This is a genomic window from SAR86 cluster bacterium, assembly GCA_029268615.1.
Lineage (GTDB): Bacteria > Pseudomonadota > Gammaproteobacteria > Magnimaribacterales > Magnimaribacteraceae > JAQWNM01.
Genome location: JAQWNM010000006.1, coordinates 1 through 25,547, shown reverse-complemented (window position 1 = coordinate 25,547; position 25,547 = coordinate 1). Strand labels below are relative to the sequence as shown.

The 25,547-nt window shown below is 34.5% G+C and carries 25 protein-coding genes and 1 pseudogene; 20 read left to right on the top strand and 6 right to left on the bottom strand.

Translation table 11 applies throughout. The annotated features are described in order from the left end of the window. Positions 1-23: 23 nt before the first annotated feature. Positions 24-509, bottom strand: a complete 486-nt coding sequence (locus P8J93_02420; protein ID MDG2060655.1) for a hypothetical protein — start codon at positions 507-509, stop codon at positions 24-26. A 102-nt stretch (positions 510-611) separates the two neighbouring features. Here P8J93_02420 and P8J93_02415 point away from each other — a divergent pair, with 102 nt between their 5' ends. From P8J93_02415 to P8J93_02375, 9 genes are all read left to right on the top strand, one after another. Further along, the gene (locus P8J93_02415; GenBank protein MDG2060654.1) at positions 612-1,796 is read left to right on the top strand and encodes a parallel beta-helix domain-containing protein; all 1,185 of its coding nucleotides are present in this window, start codon (positions 612-614) and stop codon (positions 1,794-1,796) included. A 2-nt stretch (positions 1,797-1,798) separates the two neighbouring features. Continuing rightward, positions 1,799-2,248: an isoprenylcysteine carboxylmethyltransferase family protein gene (locus P8J93_02410; GenBank protein ID MDG2060653.1), complete on the top strand. Its 450-nt coding sequence runs from the start codon at positions 1,799-1,801 to the stop codon at positions 2,246-2,248. 61 nt (positions 2,249-2,309) lie between these two features. Continuing rightward, positions 2,310-2,579 carry a hypothetical protein gene (locus P8J93_02405; GenBank protein MDG2060652.1) on the top strand — a complete coding sequence of 90 codons (270 nt, stop codon included), beginning with the start codon at positions 2,310-2,312 and terminating at the stop codon, positions 2,577-2,579. Then, positions 2,579-3,613 carry an SO2930 family diheme c-type cytochrome gene (locus P8J93_02400; GenBank protein ID MDG2060651.1) on the top strand — a complete coding sequence of 345 codons (1,035 nt, stop codon included), beginning with the start codon at positions 2,579-2,581 and terminating at the stop codon, positions 3,611-3,613. Before P8J93_02405 ends, P8J93_02400 begins: the two co-directional genes overlap by 1 nt. A gap of 12 nt (positions 3,614-3,625) precedes the next feature. Beyond that, positions 3,626-4,768, top strand: a complete 1,143-nt coding sequence (locus P8J93_02395) for an efflux RND transporter periplasmic adaptor subunit (protein ID MDG2060650.1) — start codon at positions 3,626-3,628, stop codon at positions 4,766-4,768. 3 nt (positions 4,769-4,771) lie between these two features. Beyond that, a complete protein-coding gene (locus P8J93_02390; GenBank protein ID MDG2060649.1) occupies positions 4,772-5,449 on the top strand; it encodes an ABC transporter ATP-binding protein in 678 nt (225 codons plus the stop codon). Between the two features lie 65 nt (positions 5,450-5,514). Next, positions 5,515-6,603 carry an FtsX-like permease family protein gene (locus P8J93_02385; protein MDG2060648.1) on the top strand — a complete coding sequence of 363 codons (1,089 nt, stop codon included), beginning with the start codon at positions 5,515-5,517 and terminating at the stop codon, positions 6,601-6,603. 3 nt (positions 6,604-6,606) lie between these two features. Then, positions 6,607-7,764 (top strand): FtsX-like permease family protein, encoded by a 1,158-nt coding sequence (locus P8J93_02380; GenBank protein ID MDG2060647.1) that lies wholly within the window; start codon positions 6,607-6,609, stop codon positions 7,762-7,764. A gap of 1 nt (position 7,765) precedes the next feature. Then, the gene (locus tag P8J93_02375) at positions 7,766-8,953 is read left to right on the top strand and encodes an ABC transporter permease (GenBank protein MDG2060646.1); all 1,188 of its coding nucleotides are present in this window, start codon (positions 7,766-7,768) and stop codon (positions 8,951-8,953) included. Here the strand turns inward: P8J93_02375 and rraA are convergent. Together rraA and P8J93_02365 are read right to left on the bottom strand one after the other, a co-directional pair. Continuing rightward, positions 8,950-9,432, bottom strand: a complete 483-nt coding sequence (rraA, locus tag P8J93_02370) for a ribonuclease E activity regulator RraA (protein MDG2060645.1) — start codon at positions 9,430-9,432, stop codon at positions 8,950-8,952. The genes P8J93_02375 and rraA overlap by 4 nt on opposite strands. Before the next feature lie 18 nt (positions 9,433-9,450). Beyond that, the gene (locus P8J93_02365) at positions 9,451-11,172 is read right to left on the bottom strand and encodes an amidohydrolase family protein (GenBank protein MDG2060644.1); all 1,722 of its coding nucleotides are present in this window, start codon (positions 11,170-11,172) and stop codon (positions 9,451-9,453) included. 110 nt (positions 11,173-11,282) lie between these two features. Between P8J93_02365 and P8J93_02360 the strand changes: the two genes are divergently transcribed. From P8J93_02360 to P8J93_02345, 4 genes are all read left to right on the top strand, one after another. Further along, positions 11,283-12,530: a serine hydrolase gene (locus P8J93_02360; GenBank protein ID MDG2060643.1), complete on the top strand. Its 1,248-nt coding sequence runs from the start codon at positions 11,283-11,285 to the stop codon at positions 12,528-12,530. Between the two features lie 84 nt (positions 12,531-12,614). Beyond that, on the top strand, positions 12,615-13,187 hold the full coding sequence (locus tag P8J93_02355; protein MDG2060642.1) for a VOC family protein: 573 nt from the start codon (positions 12,615-12,617) through the stop codon (positions 13,185-13,187). Between the two features lie 21 nt (positions 13,188-13,208). Next, positions 13,209-14,369: an alpha/beta hydrolase gene (locus tag P8J93_02350; GenBank protein ID MDG2060641.1), complete on the top strand. Its 1,161-nt coding sequence runs from the start codon at positions 13,209-13,211 to the stop codon at positions 14,367-14,369. A gap of 8 nt (positions 14,370-14,377) precedes the next feature. Then, positions 14,378-16,141, top strand: a complete 1,764-nt coding sequence (locus P8J93_02345; protein MDG2060640.1) for a DUF3604 domain-containing protein — start codon at positions 14,378-14,380, stop codon at positions 16,139-16,141. A 16-nt stretch (positions 16,142-16,157) separates the two neighbouring features. On the opposite strand, the gene P8J93_02340 is transcribed toward P8J93_02345, so the two are convergent. Further along, complete coding sequence (locus P8J93_02340) at positions 16,158-17,156, bottom strand: cysteine synthase A (protein ID MDG2060639.1); 999 nt, start codon at positions 17,154-17,156, stop codon at positions 16,158-16,160. 64 nt (positions 17,157-17,220) lie between these two features. On the opposite strand from P8J93_02340, the gene P8J93_02335 reads away from it, so the two are divergent. Together P8J93_02335 and P8J93_02330 are read left to right on the top strand one after the other, a co-directional pair. Beyond that, entirely contained in the window at positions 17,221-18,786 is a 1,566-nt protein-coding gene (locus tag P8J93_02335; protein ID MDG2060638.1) for a long-chain-fatty-acid--CoA ligase, read from the top strand. 164 nt (positions 18,787-18,950) lie between these two features. After that, positions 18,951-19,481, top strand: coding sequence for a CIA30 family protein (locus tag P8J93_02330; protein MDG2060637.1), 531 nt, complete (start codon positions 18,951-18,953; stop codon positions 19,479-19,481). Between the two features lies 1 nt (position 19,482). On the opposite strand, the gene P8J93_02325 is transcribed toward P8J93_02330, so the two are convergent. Further along, a complete protein-coding gene (locus tag P8J93_02325) occupies positions 19,483-21,288 on the bottom strand; it encodes an NAD(P)/FAD-dependent oxidoreductase (protein ID MDG2060636.1) in 1,806 nt (601 codons plus the stop codon). 122 nt (positions 21,289-21,410) lie between these two features. On the opposite strand from P8J93_02325, the gene P8J93_02320 reads away from it, so the two are divergent. The 4 genes and pseudogenes from P8J93_02320 to P8J93_02305 all read left to right on the top strand — a co-directional run bounded on the left by P8J93_02320 (position 21,411) and on the right by P8J93_02305 (position 24,856). Then, a complete protein-coding gene (locus tag P8J93_02320) occupies positions 21,411-22,247 on the top strand; it encodes a TauD/TfdA family dioxygenase (protein ID MDG2060635.1) in 837 nt (278 codons plus the stop codon). Between the two features lie 35 nt (positions 22,248-22,282). Next, a complete protein-coding gene (locus P8J93_02315; protein MDG2060634.1) occupies positions 22,283-24,025 on the top strand; it encodes an amidohydrolase family protein in 1,743 nt (580 codons plus the stop codon). 28 nt (positions 24,026-24,053) lie between these two features. Further along, the gene (locus P8J93_02310) at positions 24,054-24,203 is read left to right on the top strand and encodes an SDR family NAD(P)-dependent oxidoreductase (protein ID MDG2060633.1); all 150 of its coding nucleotides are present in this window, start codon (positions 24,054-24,056) and stop codon (positions 24,201-24,203) included. Continuing rightward, positions 24,182-24,856: pseudogene (locus P8J93_02305) on the top strand (SDR family oxidoreductase). The gene P8J93_02310 and the pseudogene P8J93_02305 overlap by 22 nt, the downstream one beginning before the upstream one ends. A 15-nt stretch (positions 24,857-24,871) precedes the next feature. Here the strand turns inward: P8J93_02305 and P8J93_02300 are convergent. Continuing rightward, positions 24,872-25,222, bottom strand: a complete 351-nt coding sequence (locus tag P8J93_02300) for a DUF3147 family protein (protein MDG2060632.1) — start codon at positions 25,220-25,222, stop codon at positions 24,872-24,874. A 61-nt stretch (positions 25,223-25,283) separates the two neighbouring features. Here P8J93_02300 and P8J93_02295 point away from each other — a divergent pair. Continuing rightward, the coding region (locus P8J93_02295) for a metallophosphoesterase family protein (GenBank protein ID MDG2060631.1) at positions 25,284-25,547 on the top strand (264 nt) is incomplete at its 3' end.

Here is a 25,547-nt window from a genome sequence, read left to right as displayed (position 1 = left end):
ATTTGTTGATCAGAGTTATTCATTTATTTTCTAGGATCAGGGCGGTTAAATATTTCTCCATCTTGGAGTTGTTTCTCAACTAATTCAACAAATTCTTTGGGAAAAGTCGGAGAAATCCAATTCCAGATTTCAAGATTTTTTGGGTCTTTGAATAAAGTTTTAAATGAGGAAAGCATAGCAGCCCATTCTTCTTCATCCAGCATTCCAATGCTGTATTGATAATGTTGGCTTTGCCTAGCCCTTACAATGGCTGTAAAATGAGTTAGGTACATAGCATCTTCTTCTTGAGTTAGTTCTTCGCCGTTACGAAGTTTTATTTTAATTCTAACTAAGTCTTTTTTTAAGCCAGCAAGAGTGAGTTTTTGATGGCTGTCTGCAATATTTTGTCTTGCATTAGCTCTAGCAACTCTATTTTGCTCTCTAAGTTCTGTTACAAGAAAATATACAGTAACTAATACGGTAAATGGCCCTAAAGTTTGTAAAACTATTATAATAATCTCAAATGTCATAATCTAAGTTCCTTCTATAATGGAATTTAGTTAACCATATCAGTTTGGAGGTCTCTATTGAATATTTTTTATAGAATTTTTATTTCTCTACTTTTTTTAATCTTGACTAATTCAATTTTTAGTAAGGAGATTATTCTATATCCTAATCAAAATTCAGAAGAAGAAATTCAAGAAGCTCTTATATTGCTTGAACCAGGAGATATATTAACTCTTTCAGAAGGTATCTTTAGTTTTGAAGACAGTCTGTCTCTGGATATTGATAACGTCACAGTAAGGGGCTATAGCAGCGATAAGACTATACTTTCTTTCAAAGGCCAATTATCAGGAGCTCAAGGTTTTCTTGTAACATCTAGTAAAGTAACACTTAAAGACTTTGCTATTGAGGATGCAAAGGGAGATGCCTTAAAAGTTATAGGTGCTGATGGTATATATATGATTAATTTAAGGACAGAGTGGACAAATGGACCTGATAGCAATAATGGTGCATATGGTTTATATCCAGTTGAATCAAATGATGTGTTGATAGATGGATGTGTTGCTATAGGAGCATCTGATGCAGGAATTTATGTTGGTCAATCAAGGAATATTATTGTTAGAAACAGCATAGCAAAGTTTAATGTTGCAGGAATCGAAATAGAAAATTCTTATTATGCTGATGTTTATGATAATTTAGCCTCTCATAATACGGCAGGAATTTTAGTTTTTGATTTACCTGATTTACCTCAACAAGGTGGTCATCATGTAAGAGTTTTTAGAAACAAAGCAATTAATAACGATACTGATAATTTTGCCCCTGAAGGTAATATAGTTGGTGAGGTACCAAGAGGAACTGGAATGATAGTCCAGGCTAATTCACATGTAGAGATCTTTGATAATGATATATTTGGAAATGGAACAGTTAATTTAGCCATAGTTTCCTATTCTTCCCCAACGGACGATGAAAATTATTATCCTCATCCAAAGGCTATTCAGGTTCATGATAATCGCTTTGGAGAAGTGGGCTTTAATCCAGATATAGAAACAGGAGAATTGGCTTCAATAGTCTTTGATCTTTCTAAGGGAGATATGCCAGATATATTTTGGGACGGCGTTTTACCTTTATCTCAAATTATCCTAGGCCAACCTTCAGATGAAAAAATAGTTTTAAAAGACAATGGAGATGTTTCTTTTTTAACAATTAACCCGATTAAGTATATGCTTCCTTTTTTTGATCCGGCTGAGACTGATATTGAGGTATATAAAGGTCATATAAATCCATTACCTGAAGTAATAATCAAATATAATTAGTTATGCTAAAAACTAAAATTCCCCCTCCTATTATCGCTATAGCCTTTATTGTTATTCTTTATATTTCATCTGTTTGGATGGATAGCTATATATTTGAAGGTCAATTGATCTTTTCTTTATTTATTTTTATATTAGGTTTGGGGTGTGTGCTCTCTGCTTCGACCCAATTCAGGAGAATTAATACTACTGTGAATCCCTTAAATCCTGAATCAGCAAGTCATTTAGTGGTAGATGGAATTTTTAAATTTACTAGAAACCCAATGTATTTAGGTTTATGCGCTGTGATATTAGCTTTTGGTATTTATGTTGGTACTTGGTTTGTATTTATTCTTTTACCTTTGTTTGTCGTCAGTATTAATTATTTGCAAATAGTTCCAGAAGAAATTGCATTGCAAAAACTATTTGGAGATGAATATGTATCTTATTGTAATTCTGTTAGAAGGTGGATATAGAGTTAGCAATAAAAGACAAAGTATTAGCCTAATTTGATTTAAATATTTTTTAGAGGTAACAATGAAATTATATATGGTGCATGTAGGTTTTTATGATGAAGAGATTGGAGAAGGAATATATGAATCTCATTTAAATTATTTTATAGCTGCAACAGGAGCTAAACAGGCAAAGAAGAAAGTTATGAATTTAAAAGATTTTAAGGGATTAAAGATGCATGTAGATGGGATAAAAGAAATTTCTAATGTTAATGGTTATGATGTCATTCTTAAGAAAAATCTTAAAAAAAATTCTGGCAAGGTTTATTCATATAATGCTTCCAAAAAATTATAATGAAAAAACTATTTGTAGTAGTTTATTTAAGTTTTATATATAGCAGTTGTTTATTAGCAGTAAATGATAAGGCTATTAAAGCTGTTGAGTTTCCATCAACTTTATCAGAGTTTAATTTTTTTAAAGACGCTAAGGCACAAATCCCCCATGAAAATGTTCTACCTTATGATTTAATTTCTGCTTTATTCTCTGATTATTCAGAAAAGTTACGTTTTGTTTATGTCCCAGATGAAAAACAAGCTGAATATAGGGAAGATAGGGTTTTTGATTTCCCTCTGGGTACTGCTCTTATTAAAACATTCTTATACCCCAAAGATGTAAGAGATAATTCGCTAGGCAGAAATCTCCTAGAAACAAGACTATTATTAAAAAAAGAGTCTGGATGGGAAGCAGTATCTTATGTTTGGAACGATCAGCAAGATGAGGCTTTTATTAAGATAGCAGGTAAAGCAATTAAAACTTCCTGGATAAATAAGGAAGGCAAAGTGAGGAAGGTTAGATATAAAGTACCAAATAAAAATGAGTGTAAAGAATGTCATGCTTCTAATGATGTTATGACACCTATTGGACCTAAAGCTAGAAATCTTAATAAAGAATATACTTATGATGATGGTTCAAAGAACCAACTTTTAAAGTGGTTAGAACTTAATCTAATTAACAATTACCCAGAAGATCTTACTAGCACAGCTAATTGGAAAGATAAGGATCAGGATTTAAATTTGAGGGCAAGAGCTTATTTAGACATTAATTGTGGACATTGTCATGCGCCTTCAGGAGCAGCAAATTCTACTGGTCTTTATTTAAATTATAGTGAAAAGAGGCCTAAGCATTTAGGAGTATTTAAAAGTCCTGTGGCAGCTGGTAGAGGAAGTGGAAGTTTAAAATATTCCATTGTTCCTCAATATCCTGAGGAGTCCATCTTATTGTTAAGAATGTTATCAACTGATCCAGGGATAATGATGCCTGAAGCAGGAAGATCCTTAGTACATGAGGAAGCAATATTTCTTATCGAAGAATGGATTAAATCACTGTAGAATGCAGAAATAATGTCAGAAAAAGAAGAGCTTCTTAATAATCTAAAGATAAATAAAGAAGAGAAAACAGATACTGACCCTTTGCCAATAAAGCAATTATTACAAATTGGTGGAGCCCTCATCTTCTTTGTAATTATTGGTTCTTGGTTCTTTTCTGATGAAGATCTTCAAGAAGTATCTTCTGTTCTTGTAAAGCCTGTTAGTGTTTCAGGGGCGCCTTCTGCAAGTGTTTTAGATGCCTCTGGTTATGTAACTGCAAGAAGGCAAGCTACGGTATCCTCTAAGATTACTGGGAAAGTAATGGAAGTTTTTATTGAGGAAGGTATGTTTGTTAAAAAAGGGCAGATTCTTGCTCAGTTAGACGATAGCACTTTTCAAGCGGAACTTAATTATAGTATTTCACAGTTAAATGAAGCTGAGCGTATCTACAATAGAAGGTTAGAACTCATGAAAGAAAAGTTAATTAGCCAATCTTCATTAGATTCAGCTCTAGCTCAGCTAGAAGGTATGCAGGCTAAGACAGAAGTAAGTAAGCAAATAGTTGCAGATATGAAAATTTTAGCCCCTTTTAGTGGAATTGTAGTAGATAAAGCAGCTCAACCAGGAGAGATGATTTCACCCATTTCTGCAGGAGGAGGTTTTACAAGAACAGGTATATGCACCATTGTAGATATGGATTCTTTAGAGATAGAAGTAGATGTAAATGAATCGTATATAAATAGAGTAGAATCAGGGCAACCAGCTTTAGCAACTCTTAATGCTTACCCTAATTGGGATATACCCGCTGAAGTAATTGCCATTATACCAACAGCAGATAGGAATAAAGCGACTGTGCAAGTTCGAATTGGGTTTTTAGAGCGGGATCAAAGAGTTTTACCCGATATGGGTGCTAAGGTGTCTTTCCTAGAAAAGTCTTCATCTTCCTCTGCAAAGAATATAGATGGAGTTGTAGTTCCTAATAGTGCTGTTTCCAAGCAAGGAGAAGAACATTATGTTTTTTTAATAAAAGACGGAAAGCTATTGAAGCAGTCTGTAATTCTAGTAGATAAAACATCTAATTATTCTCGAATAATAGAGGGAATAAGGGTGGGGGATAGGGTTGCAGAATCTTATAATTCAAGTTACAAAGATAATCAAAAAATTGAGGTTAAATAAATTATGTCAGAAACTTTAGTTGAAGTGCAAAATCTTACTAAGATATATTCTAGAGGTGGAGAGGAATTGGTTGTGCTAGATAACCTTAATCTAAATGTACCTAAGGAAGATTTTCTTGCTCTCATGGGCCCTTCGGGTTCTGGAAAATCAACTTTGCTTAATTTGATAGGAGGATTAGATACTCCTAGCTCAGGAAGTGTCTCTGTTGATGGAGAACGAATTGAACAGATGAACTCTAATCAATTGAGTAATTGGCGAGCTAGCCATGTTGGTTTTATATTTCAATTTTATAATTTACTCCCCGTACTTACAGCGCAAAAGAATGTTGAATTACCCTTATTACTAACTAAATTATCTAGAAGTCAAAGAGAAGAGCATGTTAAAACAGCCCTGACCATAGTGGACTTGTTAGACAGGTCGGGTCATAAACCAAATGAATTATCTGGCGGGCAACAACAGAGGGTTGCAATTGCAAGAGCGTTAGTATCAGATCCTGATATTTTGGTATGCGATGAACCAACTGGTGATTTAGACAGAGGAACTGCAACTGAAATCCTAGAATTATTAAAAATCTTAAATAATGATCATGGGAAAACTATTTTAATGGTGACTCATGATCCCGTGGCAGCTGAATTTGCAAAAAGAACCCTTCATCTAGATAAAGGTCAATTAAAAGATTAACAATGTATTGGGTTTTAGTTAAAGCCGGACTTATTAGAAAAAAGGTAAGAACCTTTTTTACATTCATGACTATTTTTATAGCCTTTCTTTTATATGGACTCCTTCATTCCATGGATGATTTATTTGAAGGAACACACGATATGCTGTCAGCAAATATTATAATCGTGACTCCTAAATACAATATGATGTATGGAAAATTACCTATAAGTCTTATAAATTTTCTCAATTCTTTGGAAGAAATTAAGGGGTTGGCTTGGATGGATTACATGGCTATAGACATGGAATCTATGATAGAAAATCCGGCTGTCACAGCTATAGGCGGCGATTTTTTTAGTGTTTATACAAGGTTTAAAACGACTGATGAATCTCTTGAAGCATTCCAAAAAGACAGAGAGGCAGCCTTGGTAGGCAAGTTAATTGCTGAAAAAAAAGGTTGGAGAATAGGAGATAGGATTCCAATAAAAAGTAGCATGACCCTAAAAGAAGATGGATCGGATTTATGGGAATTTAATATAGTCGGGCTATATGAAACTAGTCCCGAAGCTGATGAATTAGGTGTCATGATTCGTTATGACTATTTAGACGAAGCTCGAAGATATTTCAAAGGTACTGCTTCAATGTTTATAGCAGATGTTAATCCAGAAGATATACCTAGAGTTACTAATATTATAGATAAAAATTATGAAAATTCTGCGGACGCAACTAGAACCACTACAGAAAGTGGTATGGCTGTTAAAATGTTAGAAGACATAGGGGATTTCCAATTAATAGTGAGCTCGATTTTGGCGGCAGTATTCTTTACCATCTTGTTGATAGCAGCAAACACTATGAATCAATCTGTCAGAGAGAGAATACCAGATTTAGCTATTTTAAAGAGCATGGGGTACAAGAATATTCATCTATTTATCATGGTTATTATTGAATGTAATGTTCTTCTAGTTGTGGGAGCCGCTCTTGGTCTTTTTACAGCCGTTTCATTGTTGCCTCTGATAGATGCAGCAAGCGGAGGAGTAACGCAGGGTATGTTTAGTGTAGATACTTTTCAAATCCTATCAGGCCTTGGTTTGGGCATCTTACTTGCTAGTTTAGCTGGATTTATTCCTGCTTTTAAGGCCTATAGTTTAAAAGTAGTAGATGCTTTAGCGAAGGGATAAATCATGAGATATTGGACAATTGTATTTGCTGCTCTGAATAAGAAAAGATGGCGAACATTTCTAACGCTCATGTCTATAACAGTTGCTTTTCTCTTGTTTGGATTACTTAGATCAGTGGCAGTAGCTTTTACGGATGATATAAATTTTTCAGGAGATGATAGGCTGGTGGTTGCTTCTAAGTACTCCATTATTGATACTATTCCAATAGGTTATTTGCAACGTATCAAGGGTATTGAGGAAGTGGAAATTGTTGCTCATAGAGATTGGTTTGGCGGTACTTATCAAGATAGAAGGAATTTTTTTCCTAAGTGGCCTGTTCCAGCTAAGGAATTTTTAGATATATATACAGAGTATAAAATACCTGAAGATCAGCGTAATGAATTTATTAGCAATAGGGCAGGCATGATATCTGGAAAACGCTTGGCAGAAAAATTTAATTGGGAGATAGGAGATAAAATTCCAATTACTGGAGATATTTATTATAAAAAAGATGGAACAAACCTTTGGGAGTTTGATCTTGTTGGAATCTTTAGTGAACCAGAGAATCCGGCCGAAGAGGACCAGGTCTTCATAAACTTTGCTTATTTTGATGAAGCAAGGAGCCTAGATGAAGGCAAAGTTGGTAACTTTGTAGTGAAATTAAGAGATAAAAATGATGGTGAAAAAGTTGCTAATCAAATAGACGCTATGTTTGCTAATTCCGTTGACGAAACTAAGACCCGAACTGAGGCAGCAGATAATAAAATGTTTGCAAGCCAAGTAGGCGATATAGGCCTCATTATGAATTCTATCCTTGCAGCAGTGTTTTTTACTATTTTATTAGTAACAGGTAATACCATGAGTCAAGCTATCCGTGAAAGAACTTCTGAAATAGCTGTCCTTAAAGCCATAGGTTACAAAGATATGACGGTTATGTTTTTGGTCCTTTTTGAAGCTATTACTATTTGTATTCTTGGAGCAATTTTAGGTTTACTTTTAACCGCAGCAATAATACCAAGCATGCAGGTTGGTTTATATGCATTCTTTGGTGATTTTGGGTTTAAGCCTTCCATCATTTTATCAGGAATAGTATTGGCTTTTTTGACAGCTTTACTATCAGGCCTTCCCCCAGCCATCGCTGCTATGAGACTTAAGGTTGTTGATGCATTAAGAAAGGAATGATATGAAATGGTTTAGACAAATGTTTGCAGTCACTGATATGAATATAAGATCTATTCGAGAACGTGTTGGATCCTCATTAGTAGTAGTGATTGGTATTGCAGGTTCGGTTTCTGTTATGGTTTCTTTGCTTGCAATGGCTGGTGGCTTGCGCTCAACTGTTGAGAGCACTGGTGACGAAGATAGAGCTATTGTCTTAAGGTCAGGATCTAATTCTGAATTAAGCAGCAGTATATCTAGGGAAGAGGCAAACGTTATTGGAAATGCAACTGGACTTAAGACCAAAGATCAATCACCAATGGTTTCTTTTGAACTTTATACTGTTGTAGATGTAAAAAAGAAAGGAGCCGAGGATACATCAAATCTCCCTTTTCGAGGTGTTCAACCTATGAGCTTTTCCATCAGACCTGAATTAAAGATTATAGAAGGAAGAAATTTTGAAGTAGGAAGAAGTGAGATAATAGTTGGCAGAGGCGCTTATAGCCAATTTGAGGGTCTTGAAATAGGAAATAGTATTAAATTTAGAAGTGCAGAATGGACAGTAGTTGGGATTTTCTCTTCTGGTGGTGACGTGCATGAATCTGAAGTTATGGCAGATCTTCTTATAGCTCAATCAGCGTTCAACAGAGGAGCAACTTCAACGAATGCTATCGTTAGACTTGAAGATAAAGATAGTTTTGATCAATTTGCTATTTATTTAGAAAATGAACCTAGGCTTGAAGTGAAGGTTGAAAGGGAATCTGAATATTATAAAGAACAAGGTGCAGGAGTTTCAGCCCTAATAAATGTGTTTGGTTATTTAGTTGCCTCTATCATGGCAGTTGGTTCAGTTTTTGCGGCCTTGAACTCAATGTATAGTGCAGTATCTACAAGGTTAGTTGAAATTGGCACTCTTAGGGCTTTAGGTTTTCAAGGTAGTTCAATTTTAGGTGCAGTAATGATTGAATCTATGTTTTTAGCTTTATTGGGCGGTCTGTTAGGTGCTGGCTTGTCTTATATAATCTTTAATGGGTATACAGTTTCTACTTTAGCGGGAGGCACTTTTAGTCAAACTTCTTTTGATTTTGCTGTGACGCTAAACATAGTGCAGCAAGGTCTATTTTTAGCTTTATTAGTGGGTTTCTTAGGTGGATTTTTCCCGGCATGGAAAGCAGCACGAGAAGATATTACTTCAGCTCTAAGATCTCTTTAAAATTTTAATTCAGTCTCACTTAGTAAAAGACCATTATTGTCTGCATAGATATATTGTCCAGGTTTAAAAACTAAGCCTCCGAATGAGATGTTGGTTCCCACTTCTCCTAAACTCCTTTTTTCACTCTTCACAGGAATAGTACCTAATGCCTGAACTCCAATGTCCATGGCTTTAAGAATATCTATATCTCTGACATATCCATTTATTATTATTCCTGACCATTCATTCTTTATACCAGCTTTTGCCATCATGTCGCCTAATAGTGCTACCTTATTAACTCCCTTAGCATCAACAACAAGTACTCTATTCAAACCGGGACTATTTAATTGTTCTTTAATTAGAGAATTATCATCAGGACATTTGATAGTTTGAATTTTACCAAAAAAATTTTTTTTTCCTCCAAGATTCTTAAGAATCGGAGCTAATGCTCTGACGCGAGGATTAGCGTCAGCAATATCAGGAGTGTTAAAAATATCCATATTTCGTTTAAGGCTTATTTAACTTACTAAAGCTTTCTGTTCTCCTCTTATTAAAGATCCAGGTAGCTCTCCAGTGGCTATATCATTCTCATAGGTAATAATTCCACTTTTGATCGTTGTACTATAACCAGAAGATTTTTGGATGATTCTTCTGCCACCAGTAGGCAAGTCATAAACCATTTCAGGTTTATAAACAGTTAGATTTTTATAATCAATTATATTAATGTCAGCAAGAAAACCTTTTTTTATTTCCCCTCGATCAAACAAACCAAATGTTCTTGCAGTTTCTTTTGTTTGTTTATTTACAATGAATTCAAGAGAGATTTTATCTCCTCTACTTCTATCACGCGTCCAATGAGTAATATTCCAAGTAGGCATACTAGCATCGCAAATTAAACCGCAGTGGGCCCCTCCGTCGCTTAATCCAGCAACTGAACTCTTAAATTCAATAATATTCTTATAGAAATCTAGAGTATGTCCTGGGTAAGGCGCAAAACAAGCATATATAAAGCTTTTACCTTCATTTCTTAGCATTTCGTCATAAACTACATCAAAAACATCTCTGTCTTCAGCTTTAGCTATACCAGCAATACTTTCTTCTTTAGGAGGTTCATAATTAGGGATTTCATCCATTGGAAATTGTTCTTCAAAAGTACTGATCAGTTTAGTAATCATTCCAAGGTATCTAGAATCTCCAAAAGTATGTGATTCACTTAATAATTGTTTTTTAAATTCAGGATCTTTCATTATTGAAACCTTTTCTTCTAGAGGAAGCTTAGAAATTTTTCTAAAACTTGGATGAGCTACAAATGGATGTAAAGAAGATTCTAATCCAAATAACATGCCTGTAGGTCTGCCAGCAAATTGAGGCCTTATATTTTTACCACCATTTGAAAAGTTCTCTTCGCAGTATCTCCAAGTTACGAATGGATCGCCGCTTGTTTGAGCGTAAGTAAGAGTGCGGTCAGTATTTTCAACAAAATCTTTAATCCAATCCATTTCGATATCCTGATCCATCCAATCAGATACTATTTCAAGAGTACCTTCACCAGCGTCGGAAATGGCCATTGATAATGATCTCATTTCATCCTGTCCAGCTTCTGTACCAGGCACTAATTCACCTTGTTTATCTCTATGTAAATAAGTCCTTGATGTGCTAAACCCTAGAGCGCCAGCGTTAATTGCCTCTGTGGTTATTTTTGACATTTCAGCTATTTCTTGGGGAGTAGCATCATCTTTCCCCTGGCATCTCTCATAACCCATTACATATCCTCTAATTGGACCATGCCCAATCATTGCACCAACATCCATAACTAGTTCTTTTTTTTCTACAGCATCAAGGAATTCAGGAAAGGTCTCCCAATTCCAGTCAATGCCTTCGTGAAGAGCGGTACCTGGAATATCTTCAACACCTTCCATCAATTGAATCAGATATTCTTCTGAGCCTGGTTTAACAGGAGCAAAACCTACTCCACAATTACCCATTACTACAGTAGTAACTCCATGCCAGCTTGAAGGAGTTAAATAAGGATCCCAGCATACTTGTCCATCATAATGTGTATGAATATCTACCCATCCAGGTGTTACAACTTTTCCAGATGCATCTATTTCTTTTTTTCCTTTTGAATCTACTTTTCCAATTGCTGTAATTCTATCATCATCTATAGCTATATTACCGACGAATGCTTTTTCTCCTGAACCATCTACAATTGTCCCATTCCTTATTACTATGTCATGCATAAGAATCCTCTAAAGTTAAATTTAAGACTAATAATAGCCTTTTTTAGGAGATTATAAAATACTCGTTTCTTGACATACTTTTCCCAATCAAGTCTTATGGTCATCCACTTATGATTAAAAATAAAACTTCATTTTCTCTTAAAACTGTCAAGCCTGAGTCTGTAGGATTAGATAGCTCCGTTTTATCTAATATTCGTACTCACCTAGATGCTGAATATATTAACCCTGGTAAATTGATTGGTTCTCTAACTCTTGTAGCAAGAAAGGGTAAAATAGCATATCTAGATGCTCTTGGTTTAATGGATAGAGAGAATTCTACGCCTATGGCAGAAGATACTATTTTTCGCATTTATTCAATGACTAAGCCATTGACTAGCGTAGCTTTAATGCAATTATATGAAAAGAGTTTGTTTAGGTTAGATGATCCGGTTCATTGGTACATTCCTTCTTGGAAAGGCTTGAGAGTATATGAAGCTGGAGTTTATCCTGATTTTATTACAAGCAGACCAGAAAGACATATGACTATCCGAGATCTGTTAACCCATATGTCAGGACTTACCTATGATTTCATGTACAGAACGAATGTTGATGGAGCATATCGTAAAACTAAATTACAAAACACAGGTTCTCTTGAAGATATGGTTAATACTCTTTCTGAGTTGCCACTAGAGTTTTCTCCAGGTGATAAATGGAATTATTCTGTTTCAACAGATGTTATAGGTTATTTAGTAGAATATTTTTCAGGTCTAAAATTTGATGAATATTTAAAGAAAAATATTCTTGAGCCTTTGGAAATGATTGATACGGGCTTTCATTGTCCTGAAGAAAAAGTCCATAGGATGGCTGCTTGTTATCAATATGTTCCTAATAACCAGCCAAGTCTGATAAAAGAAGGTACTCCTAGGGATATAACTAAAGAAAGACAGTTTCTCTCAGGAGGAGGGGGTTTAATTTCCACTATATCTGATTACTATAAATTTAGTTCCATGCTTCTTAATCATGGTGAGCTAGATGCAAAAAGAATTATAGGAAGAAAGACCTTAGAGATGATGACTTCTAATCATCTCCCAGATGGTAAAGATCTTACAGATTTAACTAGCGGTTCTAGTTTTAGTGAAACGCCTTACAAAGGTATCGGTTTTGGGTTGGGTTTTTCTGTAATGCTTGATCCTGTTAAGTCTCAAGTCTTAAGTGATCCAGGAGAATTTGGCTGGGGAGGTATGGCGAGCACTGTTTTTTGGGTTAATCCAGTTGAAGATATAGTATTAATTTTTATGACCCAATTAATCCCTTCAAGTACTTATCAATTGAGAAGAGAGCTTAGAACTCTCATTTATTCTGCATTAAATAATACATAACTTAAATATTGAGAGATGTATTGTAAATTTTTTTTATTTTTTCAGTTTAATTTGTATTAAGATAATCTAAGATTTGGAGCGAATATGACAATAAAAAAGAACTCTTCTTATGTACCTATTAACAGTGTTCATCATGTAGCTTATAGGTGTAGGGATGCTGAGCAAACTCGTTGGTTCTACGAAGATATTTTGGGATTAAAACTAGCTGCTGCTATGGCTTTTGATCATGTTTCGGGTACCTCAAAAAAATTAGAATATATGCATATATTTTTTGAAATGAAAGATGGCAATTATATTGCTTTTTTCGATGACCCTCATAATGTACCACCTGATTTCTTTAAGGATATGAATGGGTTTGATTCTCACGTAGCTGTACAAGTAGAAAATTTAGAAGATTTAAAAAAAATCAAAAACAATTTGGATAATATTAGCTGGTCTTCTTTTGAAATTGATCATGATTTTGTAAGGTCTCTTTATATCTTTGATCCTAATGGTATTCAGCTAGAATTTACATGCAGAGCCGATGACCATGATCAAATAATGGAAGAAGATTCCAAGAAGGCACACAACGAGTTATCTCTTTGGACAAAGAGAACAAGGGGAATAAAGTTAAATTTGTTTAGTGAAGAAGCTTTAGACGCAAGAAGTAAAAAATAGATTATAAATAAAGAAAATGCATTGTTTAAATATACTAGAGTCCCATTAATTTTCTCATTTCAAGAAAAGTCAGCTTATAAAGATACTTATGCAGGGGAAATAGGAAATATTTCTTTAAAAGCTCACTTGTTGAGACCTGAGGGAGTTGATGCGAAATCTGTAGCAGTTTTTATGCATCCAACTGGTGGAGGTAGTTATTTGCCAATGATAAATTCTTTGGCCAAGCAAGGTGTTCATACGGTTTGGTGTGATAGTCGCTATCGTGGTACTGATTCGGCTTTAATCATGGAAAAAGTTGTTGTAGACCTAGGAAATTGTATTAAATTTCTAAAAGAAAGAAATGGATATGAAAAAGTTATCCTTGGTGGTTGGAGTGGAGGAGGATCTTTGTCACTCCTTTATCAGTCGGAAGCAGAAAATCCTTCACTAATAGCTACTCCTGCCGGAGATCCCCCTAACTTAACTCAAGAAGATTTAATTCCTGCTGATGGTGTTATGCTAATTGCAGCTCATCTTTCTAGGCATAGAACATTTACAGAATGGTTAGATGGGTCTGTTTTGGATGAAAATGATCCAGAAAATAGGGACGCTGAATTAGATATTTATAATCCAAAGAATGCAAATCAACCTCCTTATTCATCTGATTTTTTAAGGAAGTATTCGGAAGCACAAATTGCAAGGAATAGAAGGATTACCTCTTGGGTAAAAAATAAATTAGAAGGTTATAAGATAGCTGGAGATCTAACAAGAGAGCATGCTTTTGTAGTTCACAGAACTATGGCTGATCCTAGATGGTTAGATCCTTCCATAGATAAAAATGAACGTAAACCTAATTGGTGTTTTTTAGGTGAGCCTGCGGTTGTTAATAATAGCCCTATAGGCTTGGCCAGATATTGTTCTTTAAGAAGCTGGTTATCACAGTGGAGTTTTGATGATGCAAATGGTGACGGTATAGAGTGTGCAAAAAGAATTAGTGTTCCCACTCTAGTAATAGGAAATACTGCTGATGATGGCATTACTCCTTCACATACTAATAAATTGTTTGATTCAGTTGGCCATGAAAATAAAGAACTTCATTGGATACAAGGAGCAAATCACTATTACTTTGGTCAATCAGAAAAGTCTCAAGAGTCAGCAACACTTTGCAAAGATTGGATGAAAAGAAAAAATTTACTTAATTAGGATTACTTATGTTAAAAAATATTTTATTAGTCCACTCTTTCTTTCTTTCTTTCTTTTTCTCAATTTATGGAGAAAATCTTTCTAAATATAAATGTCCTGGTAGTAATGACGATAAAAAAGTTTTTTGGGGAGATTTACATGTTCATAGTGGATACTCTATGGATGCTTATGCGTTTGGTACAAGAAATAATCCTGGAGAGGCTTTTGACTTTGCTAGAGGGAAAGGGCAACTATTAGCAGATAATAAGACACTAGTTAAATTAAAGAGGCCATTAGACTTTATGGCAGTTACTGATCATGCTGAAACATTTGATGTGATGTATTTATGTTCTGACCCATTGTATTCAGATTTTCCTTATTGTAATGAATTAAGGGTTGGTAGTAATTCTTCTACAACCTCACTAGATGTTTTTCAGAGATTTTTTCTACCACTAATATCAGAAGATAAACCAATACGTTCTACTTTATGTATTGATAATCCAGAGAAATGTGAAGAAGCAGCAACCTTGCAATGGAAGAGAGTTCAAGATTTTGCTAATGAAGCTAATGATCAATGTAATTTTACTGCATTCATAGGTAATGAATGGTCAGCAACTCCAAATAGTCATCATTGGCATAGGAATATTATTTATGCCTCTAATGAAGTTAGTAAAGAAGCTTTGGACTATATTCGTTATCCAAGCGTTGATCTACTCTTTGAGGCTTTAGAAGATCAGTGCAAATTAAAAGAAGGCTGTGATGTTTTGTCTATACCCCATAATATAAATTGGTCAGAAGGCGGAGGATTTGAGGTTGAGAATATTTCTGAGCTTAAACTTTTGAGAAGAGTTAAATATGAAAGATTGGTAGAGATGTTTCAGAGCAAGGGAGGAAGTGAGTGTTTGCCGGAGCATTGGGATCAATTAGATTCAGATTGTAATTTTGAAAATGCCTTTACTAGAGAGTTCTCGGATAATGGATTTGCCTCAGGAGTCCTTCTAAAAGATCTTCCACAAAGAGAAAGGCAATGGTTACGTATTCGATCTGGGTATGCTCGAAGCCTTTTAGGTAAAGGTTTAATTTCTTACAAGAAAACCTCATTAAACTCTCTTCAGTTAGGCTTTATTGGCTCTACGGATAGTCACTCAGGCACAGGAGGCAGGGTTGCAGAAAACGGCTGGAAAGGAAATGTAGGGAGTTGGGGAGATAATATAGAAAGACGTCTTTCTAGTGCCCAACTTGCTTTTAACCCAGGCGGGCTTGTAGGTGTTTGGGCAGAAGAAAATACAAGATCAAGTATATTTTCTGCTTTAAAAAGAAGAGAAACCTATTCAACAAGTGGACCTAGGATAGGTTTAAAGATTGCTCTTTCTGATGAAAAAAATGACAAAAGTTGTAATTTCAAAAATAATAAATTAACAAATATGGGAGGAACAATTTCTAAAGTTAAATCAAATCCTACTATTTTCGTTAAAGCTTACAAAGATAAATTACCATTAGTTAAGGTAGAAATAATTAAAGGAGTACTAATTGATCATAAAATTATTGAGAAAGTAATAATGATAACTGAAGAAAATTTCAAGCAGGATCAGCTTTGTTTAACTTGGGTTGACAAAGAGTTTAATAAAACATCTCCCGCCTTTTGGTATGCAAGAGTTTTAGAGTTGTCATCTCCTAGGTGGTCTAAATTTGATTGTACAGAATTAAATATTTGTGAAACTTTAGCGGTTGAAGCAGATCAAGAAATAAATGAAAGAGCTTGGTCTTCTCCAATTTGGTACTTGCCAAAGTAAGAGGTTTTGAAATACATCATGAGCTGAGCCATTTTGGAGCCACTAATTGCTTAGAATTAAGAAATTCAAGATTATATAGTTTAGATAGATACCTTGTTCCAGAATCACATAGGATTGTTACTATGCAGTGACCTGGTCCAAGTTCTTTACCTAATCTGATAGCTGCAGCAACATTTATTCCAGAACTACTTCCTAAAAATAGACCTTCTTCTTTAGTTAAACTAAACATAGTGTCGATAGTTTCTTGGTCAGGGATTAGATATGCTTTATCAATTTCAGTGCCTTCTAGATTATTCGTTATCCTTCCTTGGCCAATGCCTTCAGTGATGCTAGATCCTTCGGCTTTCAATTCTCCATTCACATAATAGTTAAATAAGGCAGCTCCTGGAGGGTCAGCTAAACAGATTTTTATGTTAGGATTTTGTTCTTTTAAAAACCTACTTACACCAGAGATTGTGCCACCCGTTCCAACTGCAGAAACAAAAGCATCTATAGAGCCTTTAGTTTGTGTCCAAATTTCAGGTCCAGTGGTTTCGTAATGCGCCTTTCTGTTCGCCTTATTATCAAATTGATTAGCCCATATAGCTCCTTTACTATTCTTATTATTAAGCTCTGCGGCTAATCTTCCAGAATATTTAATATAATTATTATCATCTTTAAAAGGAACGGCTGGAACAGTAATTAAATCTGCTCCACATGCAGCTATGAGTTGTAATTTCTCTTTACTTTGAGTTTCAGGAACTACAATGGTTGATTTATAACCCAAAGAATTGGCAGTTAGAGCTATGCCTATTCCAGTATTACCCGCCGTTCCTTCTACAATTGTTCCACCAGGTAGAAGTTTACCTTCTTCTATTGCTTCCTTAATCATATACCAGGCAGCTCTATCTTTTACTGAGCCACCTGGATTTTGAAATTCAGCTTTCCCTAATATTTCACAGCCAGTCTCTTCTGATGCTATATTCAATCTAATTAAATTAGTATTACCTATAAGGTTTATAAATTCTTTATTCATAATAAGATTTATTTACAAGAGTTTTAGACATATTAATTCATATCTATTAAATTAAGTTATATTTATGAATATACCTATACAAAAACCTTTAGTGGATGTTTTTCGATGGCGAGTTGCAACAACTCCTGATTCAATTGTTCATAAATTTCAAGAAAGAGAAACTACATATAAGCAGTTTGATGTATTTGCTAATAAAGTTGCCCAAGGATTAATTGAAGAAGGCTGTGAACCTAATTCTAGGGTAGCATTTTTAGCCAAAAATTCTGATCTTTATTTTGAATTTTTATACGGAACCTTGAAATCAAATACTGTTGCTGTAGGAATTAATTGGAGGTTGGCAGCTCCAGAAGTTGCATACATACTTAACGATTCCAAAAGTCAGATGATATTTGTAGGTCCTGAATTTTATGGATTAATTAACCAAATAAAAGATGAGATACCTCACATCAAGAAAATTATTTCAATGGAAGGAGCTCATGATGAATGGCTGGATTATTCGAGTTGGAGAGATTTGCAATCAGATATAGATCCACTGATTCCTGTTTTTAAAGAAGATGACGTTATTCAGCTTTACACCTCTGGTACCACAGGTCATCCTAAAGGCGTTCAACTATCCAATATAAATTTCACAGCAAGTGCAGAAATGTCTCAGGAAACATATTATCAATATTTTGATGAAGGCACTCCAAACATGGTTTGTATGCCTATTTTTCATGTTGCAGGCACTAATATGGGCATAGGAGGAATAGTTTCCGGTTGCAAGAATATTATAGTTGCAGATTTAGATCCAGGGATAGTCTTGGACTTAATTGAAAAAGAAAAGATAGTGAATACTTTGTTTGTTCCAGCTGTAATACTTTTTCTTATACAGCATCCTAAAGTAGATCAAATAGATTTCTCTTCTTTAAAAACAGTGATATATGGAGCTTCCCCGATAGCAGAAGCAACTTTAAATAAAGCTATAGAAATAATGGATTGTGATTTCTGGCAAGTTTATGGACTTACTGAAACAAATGGAACAGTCACAATTCTTGATCCAAAAGATCATCATCCAAGTAGAAATAAACTTAGATCATGTGGAAAACCTGGTCCTGGAGTTGAAATTAAGATAATTAATAAAACAGGAGATGAGTTATCCGTTGGTGAAGTAGGTGAGATACTTATTAAATCATCTACTAATATGAAGGGCTATTGGAATAAACCTAAGGCTACGATCGAAGCATTTAAAGAAGATTGGTTTGTTTCTGGTGATGCAGGTTTCTATGATGAAGAAGGCTTCTTATTCATTCATGACAGAGTAAAAGATATGATTGTTTCCGGAGCTGAGAATATATATCCTGCAGAGGTTGATAATGCTTTGATGAGTCATCCTGAAATTATTGATGCTGCAGTTGTAGGTATTCCTGATGATAAATGGGGAGAGGTAGTAAAAGGTTTTGTGGTTCTAGGTCAAGATTCTAGGCTTCAAGAGCATGATATAATTTCATACGTTAGAACCCAAATAGCAGGTTTTAAATGTCCAAAGTCTATTAAGTTTATAAGTGAATTACCTCGTAATCCGTCAGGCAAGATTCTTAGAAGAGAGCTCAGGGCTCCATACTGGGAAGGTAAAGATAGAAATATCTCTTAACTGGATTTAGTTATGAAAACAAAAAAATATAAGGTTGGAATTACTTAACAGAAGAAGAAGAAAGGAATCATTTCAAGAATAAGCAGCTATTAAAAGATTTAAGAGATATTAGTAAAGAGAATCTAAATAAGAAAGACAAGTTAGACTAATAGGAACTAAATAACATGAAGAAAATATCCTTACTTGTAACTATGATCCTAGCATTTAATACTTCAAGTACTACTTTGGATAATTTAAGTGATCAAAAAGTAGAATGGAACATGTTCACTGATAATGTCATGGGAGGAGTCTCAACTGGCAATCTCTTAGAATTAAATGAAAAAGATACTAGGTTTTATAGACTTCAAGGTGAAGTTAGCACAAAGAATAATGGAGGATTTATACAATTTAGAACACAAACTAAGTTGAAAGGCACTAATTTTGATGGAATTAAAATTAAAGTTAGGGGGAATAATAATAAATATTTTATTCATATTAGAACTGGAGCAACAATATTCCCTTGGGATTATTACGCTTCGTCTTTTGAAGTAAGTTCTGATTGGAAAGAAGTAACCTTACCTTTTTCTTCTTTTAAGAAAAGTAGTTGGAGATTACCAGGTAAAGTCCGTTCTTCAAAAATCAAATCTTTAGGAGTTGTAGCTTTTGGTAAAGATTTTCAGGCCGAAATTGATTTAGCCAATATAAAGTTTTATTAAGTTATTTATTTAGGATTAATCCCTTTAGATCACCTTCTTCACGCCATTTTTCCATTAAAGCAAAAAAGGCTATTGATCCTCCACCATATGATCCATTTTGAGCACTTCTTTCAGTTGGATTTCCTTCATTATTATAATAACCAGGTGTGCAACTTTCTAAAAAACCTATAGCAATCTGTGCACTCTCTATAATAGTTTGAACCCATGCTTCTTCAGCTTCTTCTGACACTTCTAATGTCTTAATTTTATTTTCAAAAGAATGTTTAATTATGTAAGAAATATTTTTACTTTGTTCATCAAGAAGGTGAGGGTAATTAACTGTAAAAGCAGATTGTTGTTGTCCCATAATTAAACAATTCGGAAAACCTTCTACATGCATTCCATGCATAGTTCTAATACCATTCTCCCATTTTTTATTAAGAGAAATATTATTTTTACCAATAACATCATATCCTGATCTTCTGGTATAAGAAGTACCAACTTCAAACCCAGTAGCATAAATTATACAATCAACTTTATATTCTTTATTATCAAAGACCAGACCATTCTCTGTAATTTCTTCTACTCCCCTTCCTTCGGTGTCAATAAGATGGACATTTGGTTTATTAAAGGTTTGAAGATAATCATCATGAAAGCATGGTCTTTTACAGAACTGCCTATAGTAGGGCTTTAAGGATTCAGCTGTGTCCTTATCATTCACAAGTTCCTGCGCCCTAGACCTGATCTGTTCCATTTTTTGATAATCTGCGTTTTCCATCATTTCAATGAGTTTTTCATGGCTCATTTCTCCATCAGTATTATGTAAAAATGCCATAGCTAAATTTCTGATAATATCTGTCCAACCATCATTTACTAGATCTTCATCTTGGAAACCTCCAGAAACTAGTGTATTAAAATTGTCCATCCTTTCTTTTTGCCATCCCGGATTAAGACTATCGGACCATTTTTTATCAGTTGGAGAATTATTTCTTTCATCTATTGAGGAAGGTGTTCGTTGGAAAATAAATAACTCTTCAGCCATTTCGCCTATGTGAGGTACTGCTTGAACTGCTGTTGCTCCAGTTCCAATAACAGCTATTTTTTTTCCTTTTAGGCCTGTTAAATTTCCTTCTGAACTCCCTCCTGTATATTGATAGTCCCAACGACTTGTGTGGAAAGAATGACCTTTAAATAATTTGATTCCCTTGATACCAGGTAGTTTTGGTTTATTTAATGGTCCGTTGGACATGCAGATAAATTTAGCTTTCATTTTATCTCCACGGTTTGTGAATATTATCCATCTAGATATTCCTTCATCCCATTTGAGCTCTGTCACTTCAGTTTGGAGGCAAGCATTTGAATACAAATCAAATTTATTAGCGATATTCTTACTATGAGACAGGATTTCTGGAGCATGAGTGTATTTCTCTTTCGGAATATATTTTAACTCTTCTAAAAGAGGTAGATAAATATATGATTCGACATCACACATTGCTCCTGGGTACCTATTCCAGTACCAAGTTCCTCCAAAGTCACCACCACGTTCAATCATCCTAAGATCATTAATTCCTGCTTCTCGGAGTCTTGCGGCCGCTAATAAACCTCCAAAGCCACCACCAATAATAACTACTTCTACTTCATCCTCTAAAGGCTCTCTTTCATATCCAGGTTCTATATATGGATCATCCTGAAAATATGCTAAATCACCCTTTATCTCTTGATATTGTTCATTTCCATCTGATCTAATTCTTTTATCTCTTTCTGCTTTATATTTCTTTTTGAGTTGATTAGCATTGAAGCTAAATTCATTATTTTTTTTAGCGCTCATATATTTTTTTAAAATTTAGCATAGATACTAAATCAACAATAAAGTTAATTCACTATAAAGTTACAATTTTTTATTAAACTAAGATATCTTTCTTAATAAATACAATTAAGTACAATCAGTAGATGAGTTCTATTAATTTAGTACCTGTAGATGGGGATGTAGGAGTGGAGATCCAAGATGTAGATTTATCTAAAGATCTATCGGACTCTACATTTTTATCTATTCAAAAAGCTTTTATAGACCATGGACTAATTTTTTTTCGAAATCAAAATCTTACACCTGAGCAGCACCTAAAATTTGCTTCTAGGTGGGGTGACATAAATATAAATAGATTTTTTGCAAAAGTGAAAGGGTATGAACAGATAGCTGAGGTTAAGAAAGAAGGAGATCAAAAAGGAAATATTGGAGGAGAATGGCATACTGATCATTCATATGATCAAGTTCCTGCCATGGGTTCAATATTATTAGCTAAGGAGATACCAGAGAATGGTGGTGATACTTTATTTGCCTGTATGTATAAAGCTTATGATAATTTACCTGAAGATATGAAAGTTAAACTAGAAGATTTAAATGCTGTGCATTCAAGTAGTCATGTATTTGGCAATCAATCTAATTATGTTCAAGCCTCAGGAGATCGATTAAAGAATCCGGATCTAGCTACTCAAGAGGCAATACATCCAGTTATTATCACGCATCCTGAGAGTAAACGAAAAGCATTGTATGTAAATAGAACCTTTACACTTCATTTTGAAGGCTGGACTGTAGAGAAATCCAAACCCATTTTAGATTTATTATATGAACACGCCACTAAGAATAGAAATATTACCAGGTTTAAATGGAAAACAGGATCTTTAGCTTTTTGGGATAATCGATGCACTTGGCATTATGCTTTAAATGATTATCATGGACAAAAGAGATTAATGCACCGCATTACTGTTGAAGGTACTGAGTTGAATTGAGTAAATAGAAATTTTAAATATATGGAGAGGAAAGGATGTTTGATTATTTAATAAAGAATGCTTCCATTGTGGATGGAACAGGTATTGAACCGTTTACAGGAAATATAGCTATTAAGGATGGTGTTATTGCAGGAATAGGAGAGATAGATGGAGAAGCTTCAGAAGTAATTGATGCGCAAGGAGCTTTTGCATCACCTGGCTGGGTAGATGTGCATACACATTTTGATGGTCAAGTTAGTTGGGATGATACTTTAGACCCTTCTTTTAGTCATGGTGTAACAAGTGTAGTTATGGGAAATTGTGGAGTAGGTTTTGCACCAGTCCATCCAGGTGGAGAACAAAGAATGATAGATCTAATGGAGGGAGTGGAGGATATACCAGGAACAGCTTTATATGAAGGAATAGAATGGGGGCAATGGGAAACTTTTCCTGAATACTTAGATTATTTGAGTAAACGTGAATTTAGTATGGATATAGGAACTCAGGTACCTCATAGCGCAGTAAGAAATTATGTGATGGGTGAAAGAGCCCTCGTGCATGAAGATGCTACATCTGATGACCTAGATTCAATGAGTGATATTGTGAAAGAAGCTATTAGTGCAGGTGCATTAGGTTTTTCAACATCTCGAACAGCAGGACATAGATCTGTTCAAGGTGATCCTATTCCAGGTACTTATGCAGAATCAGAGGAGTTATTATCAATAGCTAGAGCAATAAAATCTGCCGGAAAGGGTATCTTCCAAGCTGTTCCAGCAGGCGTTGTTGGAGATTTAGTTGAGGAGAAATATACAACTGAAGAAGAAGTAGAGCTATTTACTAAAATTGCAGCAGAAAGTCAGAGTGCAGTTACATTTACCCTAGCTCAAAATAATGTTCGTCCAGATCAATGGCGAAATTGTATGGAAATTGTAGAGCAAGCGAAAGCTTCAGGCTTGGAAGTAACACCCCAAATTACCACACGTCCAATAGGTTTTGTTACAAGCCTGAAGTCTTATCATATGTTTCAAAGAAGGGAGACATTTTTAAGATTAACCAAATTGCCATTTGAAGAGATGTTCTTAGAAATGAAAAAACCTGAAATCAAAAAAGCTATTCTAACTGATAAGGATATTGATCCTGAATTACCTGGCACTATGGCAAGCATAAATGGACTCTTGGGGATGGCAGCGCCTGCAATGTTTCCAATTGATTATCCCATTGACTACGAACCAGAAGCTTCCAAAAACCTTGGTACTTTGGCAGCATCTCTGGGGAAAGATATGGATGATTTTATGTATGACTTTTTGCTGGAAGATGAAGGTAATCGTTTTGCTATATTATTAGGAGCTAATTTTATCGATGGTAATTTTGATGTCATGCATGAAATGATATTGCATCCTGATACTACAATAGGATTAAGTGATGCAGGGGCTCATGTAAACTTAATATTTGATGCAGTGAATCCTACTTATCAACTAATACACTGGGTTAGAGATAGAAAAAGAGGACCTAAACTCCCTATTGAACTGATAGTTCAAAAACAAACATTAACTAACGCTAACCTTTTTGGTTTGAAAGATAGAGGTAGTCTAGAAGTAGGTAAAAGAGCTGATATTAATCTTTTTGACTTAAAAAGATTAAAACTAGGTAAATTACAGGTAGCACATGATTTGCCCGCAGGAGGGAATAGAATCTTGCAATCTGCTGAAGGATACTTAAATACATTTGTAGCTGGAGTCAAAACTAGAGAAAATGATAGTGATACGGGTGCAAGGCCTGGCAGACTCATACGTTCTTAATTCTAATTAAGGTGTTAGGAGATTAAATATGACAGAACTAAAGGACAGAATTGCTCTTGTAACAGGAGCTGTTGGAGGGATTGGTTTTGAAATAGCAAAAAAGTTTGCAAATGCGGGTGCAAAAGTTGTTCTCTCCGACTTGCTAGAAAAAGAGGTCAAGAGGCATCTAAGAGAATAAATAGTGAAAATATTGAGACACATTTTATCAAGCATGATGTAACCAGCGAACAAGATTGGATAGATGCGATCAATCACACTTCTAATTTATATGGAGGTTTAGATATTCTTGTTAATAATGCTGGAATAATTATACAAAAACCTCTAAAAGATACTACTCTGCAAGAATGGAGGAAAGCTTTGGCTGTCAATCTTGATAGTGTTTTTTTAGGAACCAAAATAGCTAGTCAGGAGATTATGAAGAGATCTGCTAATAACCCCATTTCAGGATCTATTATAAACATGTCGTCAGTAGCTGGTATGGTTGGAACGCCAAACCTTAGTTCTTATAATGCATCTAAAGGAGCAGTAAGATTATTAACAAAATCTAATGCAATGGAGTTTTCTGATCCTTCTATTAATATTAGAGTGAATAGCATTCATCCGGGTGGTATCAACACTAATATGGTTAAAGATATTATTAATAATTCAGTGGAGCAAACGGGAGGAACTAAAGATGAGATCAGATCTCAACTAGAAAAAGCTCACCCTATGCAGAGATTAGGCATTCCAGAAGAGGTGGCTAAAGTTGCTTTATTCCTTGCTTCAACTGATAGCTCCTATATGACAGGTTCTGAAGTGGTTGTTGATGGAGGTTATACAGCTTCTGGATGATCTTTTATTATTAATTCAGATAATATTTATTCCGGCAGTTTTTAGTAAATAAATATAAATACCATAAAAAATTATTGTCATAGAAATTGAAATGAGTAATGAATAAATAAAGTCTATTTTTATATATAGAACCATAGGAAGAATAATAAAGAAAATCAATGAAGGGGGAATTAGTATCAAAATATTTTTAGATAAGTTTATTATATTTCCGATATCTTTTGTTTCAAAGTAGATCCAAGAGATGGCTAAAATTGAAACCAATGGCACTGAGGCTAGTAAGCTAGCTAGAGCCGTTGAGCGTTTAGTAATTTCAGAAATAGCAACTACAATAAATACTGTAATAATAATTTTGAAGATTATGTACATTAGATTTAGACTTTTACATTTATTTAAATTTCTAGTATTACAGATGACTTCAAAACAATAAATGAAAAAAATTCTTTTGCTATTAACTTTATTTCTGTTATCAAATTGTGATACGGAACCAGAAGTTTTTAAGGCTAATGTTCATGAAGGGCCAAAACCTTGGAATAAGTCTACCTTTGATGACAGTAATGATAAGTTTTCCTTTGCTGTTTTTTCTGATCTTAATGGAGGAGAAAGAGATAAGATATTTGAGATAGCAGCATCACAATTGGCATTATTGAGGCCTGAATTCATAATAAGTGTCGGTGATCTTATAAGTGGAGAC

Excerpts from the sequence above, each read along its gene's own strand:
- rraA (MDG2060645.1), bottom strand. The coding sequence starts at position 9,432 with ATGGATATTTTTAACACTCCTGATATTGCTGACGCTAATCCTCGCGTC.
- P8J93_02400 (MDG2060651.1), top strand. The coding sequence starts at position 2,579 with ATGAAAAAACTATTTGTAGTAGTTTATTTAAGTTTTATATATAGCAGT.
- P8J93_02385 (MDG2060648.1), top strand. The coding sequence starts at position 5,515 with ATGACTATTTTTATAGCCTTTCTTTTATATGGACTCCTTCATTCCATG.
- P8J93_02420 (MDG2060655.1), bottom strand. The coding sequence starts at position 509 with ATGACATTTGAGATTATTATAATAGTTTTACAAACTTTAGGGCCATTT.
- P8J93_02380 (MDG2060647.1), top strand. The coding sequence starts at position 6,607 with ATGAGATATTGGACAATTGTATTTGCTGCTCTGAATAAGAAAAGATGG.
- P8J93_02355 (MDG2060642.1), top strand. The coding sequence starts at position 12,615 with ATGACAATAAAAAAGAACTCTTCTTATGTACCTATTAACAGTGTTCAT.
- P8J93_02325 (MDG2060636.1), bottom strand. The coding sequence starts at position 21,288 with ATGAGCGCTAAAAAAAATAATGAATTTAGCTTCAATGCTAATCAACTC.
- P8J93_02330 (MDG2060637.1), top strand. The coding sequence starts at position 18,951 with ATGAAGAAAATATCCTTACTTGTAACTATGATCCTAGCATTTAATACT.
- P8J93_02395 (MDG2060650.1), top strand. The coding sequence starts at position 3,626 with ATGTCAGAAAAAGAAGAGCTTCTTAATAATCTAAAGATAAATAAAGAA.
- P8J93_02300 (MDG2060632.1), bottom strand. The coding sequence starts at position 25,222 with ATGTACATAATCTTCAAAATTATTATTACAGTATTTATTGTAGTTGCT.
- P8J93_02340 (MDG2060639.1), bottom strand. The coding sequence starts at position 17,156 with ATGAATAAAGAATTTATAAACCTTATAGGTAATACTAATTTAATTAGA.
- P8J93_02375 (MDG2060646.1), top strand. The coding sequence starts at position 7,766 with ATGAAATGGTTTAGACAAATGTTTGCAGTCACTGATATGAATATAAGA.
- P8J93_02335 (MDG2060638.1), top strand. The coding sequence starts at position 17,221 with ATGAATATACCTATACAAAAACCTTTAGTGGATGTTTTTCGATGGCGA.
- P8J93_02405 (MDG2060652.1), top strand. The coding sequence starts at position 2,310 with ATGAAATTATATATGGTGCATGTAGGTTTTTATGATGAAGAGATTGGA.
- P8J93_02360 (MDG2060643.1), top strand. The coding sequence starts at position 11,283 with ATGATTAAAAATAAAACTTCATTTTCTCTTAAAACTGTCAAGCCTGAG.
- P8J93_02345 (MDG2060640.1), top strand. The coding sequence starts at position 14,378 with ATGTTAAAAAATATTTTATTAGTCCACTCTTTCTTTCTTTCTTTCTTT.
- P8J93_02310 (MDG2060633.1), top strand. The coding sequence starts at position 24,054 with ATGACAGAACTAAAGGACAGAATTGCTCTTGTAACAGGAGCTGTTGGA.
- P8J93_02365 (MDG2060644.1), bottom strand. The coding sequence starts at position 11,172 with ATGCATGACATAGTAATAAGGAATGGGACAATTGTAGATGGTTCAGGA.
- P8J93_02320 (MDG2060635.1), top strand. The coding sequence starts at position 21,411 with ATGAGTTCTATTAATTTAGTACCTGTAGATGGGGATGTAGGAGTGGAG.
- P8J93_02410 (MDG2060653.1), top strand. The coding sequence starts at position 1,799 with ATGCTAAAAACTAAAATTCCCCCTCCTATTATCGCTATAGCCTTTATT.
- P8J93_02390 (MDG2060649.1), top strand. The coding sequence starts at position 4,772 with ATGTCAGAAACTTTAGTTGAAGTGCAAAATCTTACTAAGATATATTCT.
- P8J93_02315 (MDG2060634.1), top strand. The coding sequence starts at position 22,283 with ATGTTTGATTATTTAATAAAGAATGCTTCCATTGTGGATGGAACAGGT.